This window comes from Chromobacterium sp. CV08, assembly GCF_051129845.1.
Lineage (GTDB): Bacteria > Pseudomonadota > Gammaproteobacteria > Burkholderiales > Chromobacteriaceae > Chromobacterium.
In genome coordinates this window covers 4,125,643-4,139,133 of the sequence record NZ_CP150453.1, presented here as the reverse complement: position 1 = coordinate 4,139,133, position 13,491 = coordinate 4,125,643, and the positions used below count along the sequence as shown (strand labels likewise).

Below are 13,491 nucleotides of genomic sequence, written 5' to 3'. Positions count from 1 at the left end.
CAGACCGGGATCGGCGTCTTCCCGTCCTGCCAGCAAAAACGCCACCCGGAGGTGGCGTTTCGGTACGGACGAGGCGCGCTTACTGGCGGCCGTGCATCATCTTCTTCAGCACCGAGGACAGCGCGAACAGCACGACGGAGCTGGCGCCGGCCATGATCACGAACAGCATGAAGAAGTCGTGCAGATTGGTGATGGCGTGGCCGAGGAAGTGCGGCACCGGCTTGGCCGGGTCCGGGTACAGCTCGGACAGCGTGCCGGCGAACTTGTTGGCGGCGGCCGAGGACAGGAACCAGATGCCCATCATCAGGCCGGTGAAGCGCGCCGGCGACAGTTTCACCACCAGCGACAGGCCGATCGGCGACAGGCTCAGTTCGCCGAAGGTGTGCAGCACGTACAGGCTGACCAGCCACAGCATGCTGACCTTGACGCCCGGCGCCAGGCCGTCGACGCCGAAGGCGATCACCAGGTAGCCCAGCGCCAGGAAGAACAGGCCCAGCGCCATCTTGGCCGGCGACGACGGTTCCATGCCCTTGTGGCCCAGCTTGGTCCAGATCCAGGCGAAGATAGGCGCGAAGATCACGACCGAGATCGGGTTCAGGGACTGGAAGAAGGACGCCGGCACCACATAGCCCAGCAGGTTGCGGTTGGTCTGCTCTTCGGCGAAGAAGGTCAGCGAGGCGCCGGCCTGCTCGAAGGCGGACCAGAAGAAGATCACGAAGGCGGAGACGATCAGGATCACCGCCAGACGCTGCTTCTCGATGCCGGTCAGCGGCGCATGGACCACTTTCTCGCCGCTTTCGTGGTGGCGCTTAGGCGCCAGACCGATAGGCTGGCCTTCCGGCGTCACCAGATACTTGTTCTTGAACAGCGAGAACACGGCCAGCGACAGCAGCATGCCGAAGCCGGCGGCCATGAAGCCCCACTTGAAGTCGGCCGGATTGCCGGTGTCGCCCAGCGTGCCGCAGACCAGCGGCGCGATCAGCGAGCCGGTGTTGATGCCCATGTAGAAGATGGTGAAGGCGGAGTCGACGCGCTTGTCGCCCGGTGCGTACAGCTGGCCGACCATCGACGAGATGTTCGGCTTGAACAGGCCGTTGCCGGCAATCAGCAGGCCCAGGCCGCCGTACAGCAGCGCAGAGGCGGTCGCGACATTGGTCTCGTGCAGCGAGCCGGAGAAGAACAGCATGAACTGGCCGGCGGCCATCAGCACGCCGCCGGCGAGGATGGAGCGGCGGTTGCCCCAGTAGCGGTCGGCGATGTAGCCGCCGATCAGCGGGGTGAAGTAGACCAGGCCGGTATACGTGCCATAGATGTCCGAGGCATGGGCCTTGTCGAACAGCAGCGCCTTGATCATGTACAGCGTGAAGATGGCGCGCATGCCGTAGTAGCTGAAGCGCTCCCACATCTCCGTCACAAAGAGCAGATAAAGCCCCCTGGGATGCGATTGTGTAGACATAAGGGTTTCCTTCGAGTGACTTGGGACATCACCAGCAACGAGCGATGTTTTATGTTTTTTATGAGTGCCTTGGATTTTGTAGGCAGCGCAAGATCATATCGAGGAAATGTTGAGATGTGAAAATTTTTTTAGGGAATTATTAATTACATTGTAATATTTAGAGCATTGACTTTGGTTTTTTGATGATTTTTGCCAAGGGATAAAGCCGTTTTTCATGCGTTTTTCTCATATCGTTCATCGTAGACTGTATACAATTTGATGCGTCAATACGATTTCTGTATCGATATCTTGCGGCGGCGCGGTCCGCCGCTGTCGTTTTCCCGCCGAGTCGGCGGCGGTCGCCGCCGGGACGCCGGGGACGATGGCGGCGACTTGCTTTTGCCGTCGTTTGCCGCCATGTTGGCGATATCGCGCCGTATCGGGCGCGTCGGCGGGGAGAGACATGTTTGAGCGTTTGCGGCAGTGGCTGGAGGCCGGCGGTGCCCGTTTCCAAGTGATAGAGCATCCGGCCGAGGGCAATTCGCACAAGGTGGCCGAGATCCGCGGCACCGAGGTCGGGCAGGGCGCCAAGGCGATGCTGTGCCGCGTCGTCGACGCGCCGGGGCAATATGTGCTGGCGGTGCTGCCCGGCGACGAGCGGGTCGATTTCGCCAAGGTGGCCGCCGCCGTCGGCGCGCGCAGGGTGAAGCTGGCCGACGCGGCCGACGCCGAGGCCGCCACCGGCTGCGTGATCGGCTCCATTCCGCCGTTCAGCTTCGACCCGGACATCCGCCTGGTGGCGGACCCGCAGTTGCTGGCGCGCTATCGCGAGATCGCCTTCAACGCCGGCAGGCTGGACGCGTCCATCGTGCTGGACGGCGACGATTATCGCAGGCTGGCCAAGCCGCTGCTGGCCGATATCCGAAAGGAGGCGCCATGAGCGAGCTCGGGTTCGAACCGCTGGCCGGCTACGCGCGGGCCATCATGGGCGGCGCCGGCGCCGATCGCGTCGTCGCCCGCGAGGAAAGCCGCAGCAGCTGGCGGGAGCAGGATTGCGAGGTGACGCTGCGGGAGTGCGTCTACCGCTTCGACAACGGCGTGACGATACGCCGCAGCGTCGAGGTCGACGACTACCCGAGCGAACTGGCCTGCGCCGAGTGCTGGATCAGCTACGAGGTGCTGGCGCTGGGCGCCTCGCCGGGCATCGCGCCGCCGCGCAAGAGCTTCGACAACGGCTGCCGGGAGGCTTTCTGGCTGCGCTACCACTCGGACGCGAGCATCTGAGCGCGGCCCGCGTGGCTTGCTCTCAGTTCGCCGCGGGCTCCAGCCGAGGCTGACCCAGCTGCACCACCGGTCCCTGCGCGGTCTTCCATTCGCCGGTGATGCGCCATGCCTTGCCGTGGTCCTCGACCAGCACGTACCAGTGGTTGGCGTTGACCAGCGGCTTGGCCAGTATGCCCTGGTAAAGATTCGGGCCGGCCATCGTCATTTCGGCGTTCTCGTCGAAATCGTCCTGGGCCGGGTGCACCATCCGCAGCGACAGCGTGTCCGGCAGCTTGACCTTGCTGCTGGTGATCAGGCGCAGGCTGCGACCGTCGTTGCCCAGCATCAGCTGGGCGCTCAGGCCCATCTGCGCCGCGGCCTTGTCGCGGCGCAGCTCCATATTGATCGCCTTGCCGCGCTTGTAATAATCGTCGGTGACCAGGCCGTCGTCGGACTTGATCGCGGCGGCCAGGAAGAAGATGCCGACAATGATGGACACCAGCGGGATGCCGAACAATATCCACGGCCAGGGTTCCTTGTACCAGGGGCGGGGCGGGTGGTGGGTGGTGTGCTGCATGCATTACTCTCCGATGAAGCTGGATTTTTCTTCCACGCGCAACGGCGGGTGGTTGACGGATTCTATGACGAAGTGGATTTCGTGGCTGCCCTTGGTCGCGTACTGCGGGTCGGCCTCGACGTGCACGGTGACCGATCCGGCCTCGGCGGCGGCGATGCGGATCTCGGGCGTTTCCGCCTTGGCCTTCAGATCCGGCAGTCCGACGGCCGAGATGCGGAAGCGCTGTTCCTGATCGGTGGTGTTGATGATCTTGACGGTATAGGTGTTCTCCAGCCAGCCTTCCTCGGTTTCGCGCACCAGCGAGGCGCGGTCGCGGATGATGTCCACCTTGAACGGCTTTCTCAGCGCCAGCGAGGTGATGGCTGCGGTGAACACGATGGCCAGCACCAGGCTGTACAGCACCACCCGCGGACGCTTAAGCCGCGAGGCGATGGCTTTTTCCGGATATTTGCCCTCCAGCGCGTTCTCGGTGGTGTAGCGGATCAGGCCGCGCGGGTAGCTCATCTTGTCCATCACCTCGTCGCAGGCGTCGATGCAGGCGGCACAGCCTATGCATTCGTACTGCAGGCCGTTGCGGATGTCGATGCCGACCGGGCATACCTGGACGCAGATGCTGCAGTTGATGCAGTCGCCCAGGCCCTGTTCCTTCGGGTCCGAGCCTTTCTTGCGCGAACCGCGCGGTTCGCCGCGCGCCTCGTCATAGGAGATGATCAGCGTGTCGGCGTCGAACATCACGCTCTGGAAGCGGGCATACGGGCACATATACTTGCACACCTGCTCGCGCATGAAGCCGGCGAACAGATAGGTGAAGCCGCCGTAGAAGAACATCCAGAAGGTTTCCCACGGGCCATAGCCGAAGGTGGGCAGCGCCGCGACCAGGCTGCGTATCGGCGTGAAGTAGCCGACCAGGGTGAAGCCGGTCCACAGCGAGAACGCGATCATGATCGCGTGCTTGGCCGTCTTCAGCCTCAGCTTCCTCAGGCTCATGGGCGCGGCGTCCAGCTTCATCCGCTTGCCGCGGTCGCCTTCGATCCAGTGTTCTATCCACAGCATGATTTCGGTGTAGACCGTCTGCGGACAGGAATAGCCGCACCACAGCCGGCCGGCTATCGTGGTCCAGGTGAACAGGCCGAAGGCGCAACACATCAGCAGCGCCGCCAGATAGACGAAGTCCTGCGGCCAGACGGTCAGGCCGAACAGATAGAACTTCCGGCCCACCATGTCGAAGAACACCGCCTGGCGGCCGTTCCATTGCAGCCAGGGCAGGCCGAGATAGACCAGTTGGGTGCCGAGAACGAACAGGATGCGGAAATTGTTGAACGTGCCTTTGACCGCGCGCGGGTAGATCTTCTTCTGGGCTTCGTACAGCGAGATGGTGGCGCCGTCGCTGCCGGCGGTCTCGACCTTGACGGGAATCTTATTCAACGAGTCGGACATTGCGTTTTCCTGAACGGGACCCGGCGCGGTGGCGGATGAGGCCGCCGGCCGGGTCCCGGGTGGAGCAGGGGAGGGGCGCCGCCCGCCGTGCGGGCGGCGGGCCGGGCTTACTGCGGGGCTTTGGGATTGTTGGACAGGCTCCAGACGTAGGCGGCCAGCAGATGCACCTTGCCTTCGCCGAGGAAGTCCTTCCAGGCCGGCATCTGGTTGTTGCGGCCGTTGGTGACGGTTTCGATGATGGTCTTCTCGGTGCCGCCGTACAGCCAGTTGCCGGACGGGTGGGTCAGGTTGGGCGCGCCCAGCTGCTGGTTGCCCTTGCCGTCAGGGCCGTGGCAGGCCGAGCACAGCGTGGCGAAGGTCTCCTTGCCGCGGGTGGCGCGCTCGGCGTCGAACTTCTTCTTGTTGACCGACAGCGACAGCACGTAGTTGGCCACGTCCTTGACCTTCTCCTCGCCGAGCACCGCGCCCCAGGCCGGCATCTGGCCGTGGCGGCCGTGCAGGATGGTGGTCTTGATGGTGTCCGGCGAGCCGCCGTACAGCCAGTCGTGGTTCACCAGATTGGGGAAGCCCTTGGCGCCGCGCGCGTCGGCGCCGTGGCACTGCACGCAGTAGGTCTGGAACAGGCGCTTGCCCATTTCCTGCGCCTGCGGATCGGCCGCCACCGTCTTCAGGTCCTGTTTCAAATACTTGTCGTACAGCGGCTGGTACTTGGCCTCGGCCTTGCTGCGTTCTTCCTTGTACTGGCCGAGCGAGGTCCACTTGAAGTAGCCCTTGAAGTCGCCGAGGCCCGGATACAGCACCAGGTAGACGACGGCGAACAGCAGCGTCAGGTAGAACATCAACATCCACCAGCGCGGCAGCGGATTGTTGTATTCGGCCAGGTCACCGTCCCAGACGTGGCCGGTGATCTGGACTTCCTCCCCCTTGTTGACCGTGGTCTTGGACTGGGTGAATACCAGCAGGGTCAGCCAGATGATGCCGCCCAGCACGATCACGATAATCCAGATATTCCAGAAATCGCTTGTGAATTGACTCATTTTCTTGCTCCGCTGGAGGCCTGCTCGCGTCCGGCCTCCTCTACCTTGTCGTCATCGAGGAAGGGCAGCTTGGCAGCCTCCTCGTACCGGCTCCTGGAGCGTTTGCTATAGGCGATGATCAGCACCACGATGAAGAACGCGAAGCAGACCACGGTGAACAGCGAACGCCCGAACGTAACCCAGTCCATGGCTAGCGCACATTCTTCAGCGCAAGGCCCAGACCCTGCAGGTAGGCGATCAAGGCGTCCATCTCGGACTTGCCTTCGACCTGGGCCTTGGCTTCCGCGATGTCCTTGTCGGTGTACGGCACGCCGACCTTGCGCAGCGCCTCCATCTTCAGCGGCATCACGTCGGCGTCCACCAGGTTCTTGGCCAGCCACGGGAAGGCGGGCATGTTCGATTCCGGCACCACGTCGCGTGGATTGGTCAGGTGCACGCGGTGCCATTCGTCGGAATAGCGGCCGCCGACGCGGGCCAGGTCCGGACCGGTGCGCTTGGAACCCCACTGGAACGGGTGGTCGTACACCGATTCGCCGGCCACCGAGTAATGGCCGTAGCGCTCGGTCTCGGCGCGGAACGGGCGGATCATCTGCGAGTGGCAGTTGTAGCAGCCTTCGCGGATATAGATGTCGCGGCCGGCCAGCTGCAGCGAGGTGTACGGCTTGACGCCGGCGACCGGCTCGGTCACCGATTTCTGGAAGGCCAGCGGCAGGATTTCGACCAGGCCGGCGACGCTGACCACCAGCAGGGTCAGTACGATCAGCCAGCCGACATGTTCTTCTATCAGTTTCTGGATTCTGTCCATGATTGTTCTTGCCCGTTTAGTGTGCTTGCGCGGTGATGGCCGGAATCTTGGCATCGACGGCCCGACCGGCCGATACCGTGCGGAAGGTGTTGTAGGCCATCAGCAGCATGCCGGACAGGTACAGGGTGCCGCCGAGGAAGCGCACGAAGTGGTACGGATAGGTCGCCTTGACCGCCTCGACGAAGGCGTAGGTCAGCGTGCCGTCCGGATTCAGCGCGCGCCACATCAGGCCCTGGGTCACGCCGGAAATCCACAGCGCGGCGATGTAGAGCACGACGCCGACGGTGGCGAGCCAGAAATGGGCCTCGATCAGCTTGACGCTGAACATGGCGTCGCGGCCGAACAGGCGCGGAATCAGGTAGTACATCGAGCCTATGGTGATGAAGCCCACCCAGCCCAGCGCGCCGGAGTGCACGTGGCCTATGGTCCAGTCGGTGTAGTGCGACAAGGCGTTGACGGTCTTGATCGACATCATCGGGCCTTCGAACGTCGACATGCCGTAGAAGGACAGCGACACCACCAGGAACTTCAGCACCGGGTCGGTGCGCAGTTTGTGCCAGGCGCCGGACAGCGTCATGATGCCGTTGATCATGCCGCCCCAGGACGGCGCCAGCAGCACCAGCGAAAACACCATGCCGACCGACTGGGTCCAGTCAGGCAGCGCGGTGTAGTGCAGGTGGTGGGGACCGGCCCACATATAAGTGAAGATCAGCGCCCAGAAGTGCACCACCGACAGCCGGTAGGAATACACCGGGCGGCCGGCCTGCTTGGGCACGAAGTAGTACATCATGCCGAGGAAGGCGGCGGTCAGGAAGAAGCCCACCGCGTTGTGGCCGTACCACCATTGCACCATCGCGTCGACGGCGCCGGCGTAGACCGAATAGGACTTCCACAGCGTCACCGGCACGAAGGCGGAGTTGACGATGTGCAGCAGCGCCACCGCGAGGATGAAGGCGCCGTAGAACCAGTTGGCCACATAGATGTGCTGGACCTTGCGGATGGCGATGGTGCCGAAGAACACCACGGCGTACACCACCCATACCACGGCGATCAGCAGCTTGATCGGCCATTCGAGTTCGGCGTACTCCTTGGCGAAGGTGTAGCCGAGCGGCAGGGTGATCACGGCCAGCACGATGACCAGCTGCCAGCCCCAGAAGGTGAAGGCCGCAAGCTTGTCGGAAATCAGGCGGACGTTACAGGTGCGCTGCACGACATAATAGGATGTGGCGAACAGGCCGCAGCCCCCGAAGGCGAAGATGACGGCGTTGGTGTGCAGCGGGCGCAGCCGGCCAAAGTGGAACCACGGGCCGAAATTGAGTTCGGGCCAGACCAGCTGGGCCGCGATGATGACGCCCACCAGCATGCCGACTATGCCCCAGACTACGGTCATGATGGCAAATTGGCGCACCACCTTATAGTTATAAGTGGGTTGCGTTTCCATTTAAGGTTATCTCCAAGGTTGCTAACTTCAGAACACGACAAACCATGGCGGCTTGAACTTCGCGCCTGCAACCCAATCTGGAGGAGGAAGGCTAGAGGCAAGCCGCGGGGAACCGAATCTGCAAAGTTGAACCAGGTGCTTGACCTGTATCGATAGGCTTTGATGTCTGTATTAGCAGTTCGCAGGCCGTTTCGACAGCACCAAATTTCCACTTGACCAATGCCGTTATTCTAAAACAATTGCAATGTGCGAGCCAGACGCATAATCGGCATGGTCGGTCCCGGTATGTCTTTTCCTGCGTCGTTTCAAGAGTAGCGATGTGAACAGTTCATATTGCCACTCATGCAATTGTATTGGTCTGTCGGCGCCACTCATTGACATGGATCAATACGGCATAAATGACGGCGCCAAATACGCGTCAATGCTAGAATCATCAGGTTTTGCAACGCTCGCAGGCTGATAATGACCCACTCCGCTCCCGTACATTACACGCTGCGTCCGGCCTCGCCGCAGGCGCATCTGTTCGACGTCACCGTCACCGTCACGCACCCGGCCAAGAACGGCCAGGTGTTTTTTTTGCCGGCGTGGATTCCCGGCAGTTATATGATCCGTGAATTTTCCAAGCACATCGTCAGCCTGGCCGCCGAGGCCGGCGGCAAGGCGGTGCCGCTGAGGCAACTGGAGAAGAACCGCTGGCAGGCGGCGCCGGCCAAGGGCGAGCTGACGCTGCGCTACCAGGTCTATGCCTTCGACCTGTCGGTGCGCGGCGCCTACCTGGACGGCGAGCGGGGCTTTTTCAACGGCACCAGCGTGTTCCTGGCGGCCGAGGGCTACGAGAACGAGTCCTGCACCGTCGACATCCAGGCGCCGGACGGCAAGTCTTATGCCGACTGGAAAGTGGCGACCAGCCTGCCGGCCGTCGACGTCAAGAAGAAGAGTGGCTTCGGCCTCTACCGGGCCGCCGACTACGATGAGCTGATCGACCATCCGGTGGAACTGGGCGATTTCCACAAGGTCAGCTTCAAGGCCTGCGGCGTGCCGCACGAGTTCGTCGTCTCCGGCCGTTTCCAGGCCGATCTGAAGCGGCTGGCCGACGATTGCAAGAAAATCTGCGAATACCAGATCCGGCTGTTCGGCGAGCCGGCGCCGTTCGATCGCTACGTGTTCATGCTCTTCGTCGGCAAGGACATCTACGGCGGCCTGGAGCACCGGGCGTCGACGGCGCTGGTGGCCAACCGCGACGACCTGCCGGCGCCTGGCGCGGAAGAGATCGGCGACGGCTATCTGAAGCTCTTGGGCCTGATCAGCCACGAATACTTCCACAGCTGGAACGTCAAGCGGATGAAGCCGGCGGCGTTCGCGCCGTACGACCTGAACCAGGAGGGGATGACCCGGCTGCTGTGGGCTTTCGAGGGCATCACCTCCTATTACGACGACCTGAGCCTGGTCCGCTGCGGCCTGATAGACGAGAAGCGCTATCTGGGCCTGTTGGCCGAGACCATCACCGGCGTGCAGCGCGGCGCGGGCCGCCTGAAGCAGACGCTGGAGCAGTCGAGCTTCGAGGCCTGGACCAAGTACTACCGCCAGGACGAGAACAGCCCGAACAGCATAGTCAGCTACTACACCAAGGGTTCGCTGGCGGCGCTGGCGCTGGACCTGACGATACGCCGCGACAGCAAGGGCAAGCAGTCGCTGGACGACGTGATGCGCGCGCTGTGGGCCAAGTGGCTGGCCGACGGCAAGGGTCTGGAAGAGGACGAGTGGGAGAAGGTCGCGATCGAGACCACCGGGCTGAAGCTGAAACCGTTCTTCGATCTGGCCTTGCGCAGCACCGAGGACCTGCCGTTGGCCGAGCTGCTGAAGAGCCAGGGCGTGGAGCTGAAGTTCGAAGCCGCGCAAGGCACGTCCGATCGCGGCGGAGTCGTCGACGCCTTCGCCGGCAAGGCTGCGCCGTTGACGCTGGGCGTCAGGACCGCGCCCGACGCCGCCGGCGTCCGGCTGGTCCAGGTGCTGGACGGCGGCGCCGCGCAGGCAGCCGGCCTGTCCGGCGGCGACGTGGTGGTGGCGGTGGACAAGCTGCGCGCCTACGATCTGGACAAGCAGCTTGCCCGGTTCCGGGCCGGCGACACGATCAAGCTGCACGCTTTCCGCCGCGACGAGCTGATGACTTTCGAACTCGCGCCCCAGGCGGCGACCGAGGACACCTGCCGCCTGAAGCTGGAGGCCGGCGGCGGCAAATGGATTGCGGGCCGCTGACAGAGCGGCCGGCATGTCGACAATAAGCGGCGTCGACCAGGCGCCGCGCTGTCTATGAATGAGACCGGCGGGGACGCCGGCCCAAGGAGGATACATGGCGCAGCAGCCAGAAGTGAAATACCGCAACGATTACCGGGCTCCGGCCTTCCTGATCGACCGCGTCGATCTGGTGTTCGACATCGAGGACGAGTCCACCCGTGTGCAGTCGCGGCTGGTGGTGACCCGCAACGACGGTTCCGCCGAAGCCGATCTGAAGCTGGACGGCAGCGCCAGGCTGGTGTCGGTGCTGCTGGACGGCGAGAGGCTGGACGAGACCCGCTACCACCTCGCCGACGACGTGCTGACGGTGAGCCAGGTGCCGGACAGCTTCATCCTGGAAGTGGAGACCGAGCTCGACCCTGCCGCCAACACCAGCCTGATGGGCCTGTACGCGTCCGGCGGCAATCTGTTCACCCAGTGCGAGCCGGAAGGTTTCCGCAAGATCACCTATTACCTGGACCGTCCGGACGTGATGGCCAAGTTCACGACGACGATCAAGGCCGACAAGCAGAAGTACCCGGTGCTGCTGTCCAACGGCAACAAGGTCGGCGAGGGCATGGTCGACAAGAAGCGCCATTGGGTCAAATGGGTCGATCCCTACCGCAAGCCGTCCTATCTGTTCGCGCTGGTGGCCGGCAAGCTGACGGCGCTGCGCGACAAGTTCGTCACCATGCGGGGCCGTGAAGTGGCCCTGGAGATCTGGACCGAGCCGGCCGACCAGGACAAGACCGCCCACGCGATGGAGTCGGTCAAGCACTCGATGAAGTGGGACGAGGAGCGTTTCGGCCTGGAGTACGATCTCGACATCTATATGATCGTCGCCGTCGGCGACTTCAATATGGGCGCGATGGAGAACAAGGGCCTCAACATCTTCAACACCAAGTACGTGCTGGCGCGCCAGGACACCGCCACCGACGCCGACTTCGAGGACATCGAGGCGGTGATCGGCCACGAATACTTCCACAACTGGACCGGCAACCGCGTGACCTGCCGCGACTGGTTCCAGCTGTCGCTGAAGGAAGGCCTGACCGTCTACCGCGACCAGGAATTCAGCGCCGACATCTACAGCCGCGCCGTCAAGCGCATCGAGGACGTCAAGGGCCTGCGCATGGCGCAGTTCCCCGAGGACGCCGGCCCGACCGCCCACCCGATCCGCCCGGACAGCTATATCGAGATGAACAACTTCTACACGATGACCGTGTACGAGAAGGGTTCGGAAGTGGTGCGGATGTACGAGACGCTGCTGGGCCGCGACGGCTTCCGCAAGGGCATGGACCTGTACTTCAAGCGCCACGACGGCCAGGCCGTCACCTGCGACGATTTCCGCGCGGCGATGGCCGACGCCAACGACGCCGACCTGTCGCAGTTCGCGCTGTGGTACAGCCAGGCCGGCACGCCGCGCCTCGCCGTCTCGTCCCGCTACGATCCGGCCGAGCAAAGCTATACGCTGACCGTCAAGCAGAGCTGCCCGGCCACGCCGGGACAGCAGAACAAGCTGCCTTTCCACATTCCGCTGGCGCTGGGCCTGGTCGGCGCCGACGGCCGCGACCTGCCGCTGCGCCTCGCCGGCGAGGCGGAGGCCGTCGGCACCTCGCGCGTGCTGGACGTCAAGGCCGCCGAACAGAGCTTCACCTTCGTCGACATCCCGGCCGAGCCGGTGCCGTCGCTGCTGCGCGGCTTCTCGGCGCCGGTCAGGCTGGAGTACGACTGGCGCGACGACCAGCTGGTGTTCCTGATGGCCAACGACAGCGACAGCTTCTGCCGCTGGGAAGCCGGCCAGATCTTCGCCGAGCGCCTGTTCAAACAGCTGATCGTCGACGCCGCCGCCGGCCGCGAGCTGAAGCTGTCCGATACCTTCGTCGGCGCCTTCCGCTCGGTGCTGAAGGACCTGAGCCTGGATCCGGCGTTCAAGGCCTTGATGCTGAGCCTGCCGGCCGAGAGCGAGATTCTGGAGATGGTGGACAGCGCCGATCCGGCCGTCATCCACCGGGTGCGCGAATTCGTGCTGGACCAGCTGGCGCAGGCGCTGCGCGGCGAATGGCGCGAAGCATACGAGTTGAACCTGACCCGGGACTACAAGCCGCAGGATTCCGGCAAGCGCAGCCTGAAGAACCGCGCATTGTGGATGTTGAACCGTCTGGACGACGCCTGGCCGGCGGAGGCCGCCGCCAAGCAGTGCCTGGAGGCGGACAATATGACCGACCAGATGGGCGCGCTGCTGGCGCTGCGCGACCGCGACGGCCAGGAACGCGACGCCTGCTTCACCGCCTTCGGCTCGCGCTGGCAGCAAGAGGCGCTGGTGATGGACAAGTTCTTCACGCTGATCGGCAGCAGCCAGCTGGAAGGCACGCTGCAGCATGTTGAGGCGGCCCTGCACCATCCGGCGTTCAGCATCAAGAACCCGAACAAGGTGCGCGCGCTGCTCGGCGCATTCGGCGGCAATCTGTTCCACTTCCACGCCGAGGACGGCAGCGGCTACCGCTTCCTGGCCGACCGCATCCTGGAGCTGGACGCGATCAATCCGCAGGTCGCCAGCGGCCTCAGCCGCGCCTTCCGCCGGCTGCAGAAGCTGGAGCCGGGCCGGCAGGCGAAGATGCGCGCCGAACTGGAGAGGCTGGCCAAGGCCGAGCTGTCCAAGGACGTCTACGAGATCGTGTCCAAGATCCTGGCTTGACCGTGGCTTGACGCGATGAAAAACGCGCCGGTTTTCCGGCGCGTTTTTTTACGTCCGAGGCGGATTTATTCGATCCGCAGCCGTTGGCCGCCGCCGCCGTTGCGCCGCTTAGGCAGAGTCAGGTTCAGCACGCCGTTTTCGTAGCGGGCGCTGGCGGTTTCGCGGTCTATGTCCTGCGGCAACTGGAAGCTGCGCGAGACCAGGCCGTAATAGCGCTCGCTGCGCAGCGGGCGTTCGTCCTCGCCCCGCTGGTCGAACTGACGGACTTCGGCCTTGATCGTCACCAGCGCGCCGTCGATCTCGACATGGATGTCCTCCTTGCCGACGCCGGGCAACTCGGCCTCGACCTGGTAAGCCTCGCCGGTTTCCTTGACGTCCATCTTGATCTGCGCCGGCAGCGCGTCGCCATGCAGCGGCTTGACGAAGAAACCCGGAGTGAAGTCGCGGAAAAACTCATCAAACAGGCTATGGCGGGCAGGCAGCATGCTCATTTGCTTCTCCTTTCAGTTCAGTGGCTTACGGCTGGA

General features: G+C 63.6%; 12 protein-coding genes. 4 read left to right on the top strand and 8 right to left on the bottom strand.

The window, feature by feature from the left end:
• Window positions 1-79: 79 nt before the first annotated feature.
• Entirely contained in the window at window positions 80-1,456 is a 1,377-nt protein-coding gene (locus WNM05_RS18805) for a peptide MFS transporter (protein ID WP_434629799.1), read from the bottom strand.
• A gap of 442 nt (window positions 1,457-1,898) precedes the next feature.
• Between WNM05_RS18805 and WNM05_RS18800 the strand changes: the two genes are divergently transcribed.
• Together WNM05_RS18800 and WNM05_RS18795 are read left to right on the top strand one after the other, a co-directional pair.
• The gene (locus WNM05_RS18800; protein ID WP_434629796.1) at window positions 1,899-2,375 is read left to right on the top strand and encodes a YbaK/prolyl-tRNA synthetase associated domain-containing protein; all 477 of its coding nucleotides are present in this window, start codon (window positions 1,899-1,901) and stop codon (window positions 2,373-2,375) included.
• Entirely contained in the window at window positions 2,372-2,719 is a 348-nt protein-coding gene (locus WNM05_RS18795) for a hypothetical protein (RefSeq protein WP_434629794.1), read from the top strand. Before WNM05_RS18800 ends, WNM05_RS18795 begins: the two co-directional genes overlap by 4 nt.
• A 22-nt stretch (window positions 2,720-2,741) precedes the next feature.
• On the opposite strand, the gene WNM05_RS18790 is transcribed toward WNM05_RS18795, so the two are convergent.
• The 6 genes from WNM05_RS18790 to ccoN all read right to left on the bottom strand — a co-directional run bounded on the left by WNM05_RS18790 (window position 2,742) and on the right by ccoN (window position 7,995).
• Entirely contained in the window at window positions 2,742-3,275 is a 534-nt protein-coding gene (locus tag WNM05_RS18790) for a FixH family protein (RefSeq protein ID WP_434629792.1), read from the bottom strand.
• A gap of 3 nt (window positions 3,276-3,278) precedes the next feature.
• Window positions 3,279-4,712: a cytochrome c oxidase accessory protein CcoG gene (gene ccoG, locus WNM05_RS18785; protein WP_434629789.1), complete on the bottom strand. Its 1,434-nt coding sequence runs from the start codon at window positions 4,710-4,712 to the stop codon at window positions 3,279-3,281.
• 107 nt (window positions 4,713-4,819) lie between these two features.
• Window positions 4,820-5,749, bottom strand: coding sequence for a cytochrome-c oxidase, cbb3-type subunit III (gene ccoP / locus WNM05_RS18780; protein WP_434629787.1), 930 nt, complete (start codon window positions 5,747-5,749; stop codon window positions 4,820-4,822).
• Window positions 5,746-5,937 carry a cbb3-type cytochrome oxidase subunit 3 gene (locus WNM05_RS18775; protein ID WP_434629784.1) on the bottom strand — a complete coding sequence of 64 codons (192 nt, stop codon included), beginning with the start codon at window positions 5,935-5,937 and terminating at the stop codon, window positions 5,746-5,748. Before WNM05_RS18775 ends, ccoP begins: the two co-directional genes overlap by 4 nt.
• A gap of 2 nt (window positions 5,938-5,939) precedes the next feature.
• Window positions 5,940-6,554 (bottom strand): cytochrome-c oxidase, cbb3-type subunit II, encoded by a 615-nt coding sequence (gene ccoO, locus WNM05_RS18770; protein ID WP_434629781.1) that lies wholly within the window; start codon window positions 6,552-6,554, stop codon window positions 5,940-5,942.
• A 16-nt stretch (window positions 6,555-6,570) separates the two neighbouring features.
• Window positions 6,571-7,995, bottom strand: a complete 1,425-nt coding sequence (gene ccoN / locus WNM05_RS18765) for a cytochrome-c oxidase, cbb3-type subunit I (RefSeq protein ID WP_434629778.1) — start codon at window positions 7,993-7,995, stop codon at window positions 6,571-6,573.
• A gap of 462 nt (window positions 7,996-8,457) precedes the next feature.
• Here ccoN and WNM05_RS18760 point away from each other — a divergent pair, with 462 nt between their 5' ends.
• Window positions 8,458-10,251, top strand: a complete 1,794-nt coding sequence (locus tag WNM05_RS18760; RefSeq protein WP_434629775.1) for a M61 family metallopeptidase — start codon at window positions 8,458-8,460, stop codon at window positions 10,249-10,251.
• Between the two features lie 94 nt (window positions 10,252-10,345).
• Window positions 10,346-12,964, top strand: a complete 2,619-nt coding sequence (gene pepN, locus WNM05_RS18755; protein WP_434629772.1) for an aminopeptidase N — start codon at window positions 10,346-10,348, stop codon at window positions 12,962-12,964.
• A 65-nt stretch (window positions 12,965-13,029) separates the two neighbouring features.
• Here pepN and WNM05_RS18750 read toward each other — a convergent pair whose 3' ends face one another.
• Entirely contained in the window at window positions 13,030-13,455 is a 426-nt protein-coding gene (locus tag WNM05_RS18750) for an Hsp20/alpha crystallin family protein (protein WP_434629770.1), read from the bottom strand.
• Between the last annotated feature and the right edge of the window lie 36 nt (window positions 13,456-13,491).

What these genes read in the sequence shown, in the direction of transcription:
- WNM05_RS18805 (WP_434629799.1), bottom strand. Translation starts at nt 1,456, where the DNA reads ATGTCTACACAATCGCATCCCAGGGGGCTTTATCTGCTCTTTGTGACG.
- WNM05_RS18760 (WP_434629775.1), top strand. Translation starts at nt 8,458, where the DNA reads ATGACCCACTCCGCTCCCGTACATTACACGCTGCGTCCGGCCTCGCCG.
- WNM05_RS18775 (WP_434629784.1), bottom strand. Translation starts at nt 5,937, where the DNA reads ATGGACTGGGTTACGTTCGGGCGTTCGCTGTTCACCGTGGTCTGCTTC.
- pepN (WP_434629772.1), top strand. Translation starts at nt 10,346, where the DNA reads ATGGCGCAGCAGCCAGAAGTGAAATACCGCAACGATTACCGGGCTCCG.
- WNM05_RS18795 (WP_434629794.1), top strand. Translation starts at nt 2,372, where the DNA reads ATGAGCGAGCTCGGGTTCGAACCGCTGGCCGGCTACGCGCGGGCCATC.
- WNM05_RS18750 (WP_434629770.1), bottom strand. Translation starts at nt 13,455, where the DNA reads ATGAGCATGCTGCCTGCCCGCCATAGCCTGTTTGATGAGTTTTTCCGC.
- ccoP (WP_434629787.1), bottom strand. Translation starts at nt 5,749, where the DNA reads ATGAGTCAATTCACAAGCGATTTCTGGAATATCTGGATTATCGTGATC.
- ccoO (WP_434629781.1), bottom strand. Translation starts at nt 6,554, where the DNA reads ATGGACAGAATCCAGAAACTGATAGAAGAACATGTCGGCTGGCTGATC.
- ccoN (WP_434629778.1), bottom strand. Translation starts at nt 7,995, where the DNA reads ATGGAAACGCAACCCACTTATAACTATAAGGTGGTGCGCCAATTTGCC.
- WNM05_RS18790 (WP_434629792.1), bottom strand. Translation starts at nt 3,275, where the DNA reads ATGCAGCACACCACCCACCACCCGCCCCGCCCCTGGTACAAGGAACCC.
- ccoG (WP_434629789.1), bottom strand. Translation starts at nt 4,712, where the DNA reads ATGTCCGACTCGTTGAATAAGATTCCCGTCAAGGTCGAGACCGCCGGC.
- WNM05_RS18800 (WP_434629796.1), top strand. Translation starts at nt 1,899, where the DNA reads ATGTTTGAGCGTTTGCGGCAGTGGCTGGAGGCCGGCGGTGCCCGTTTC.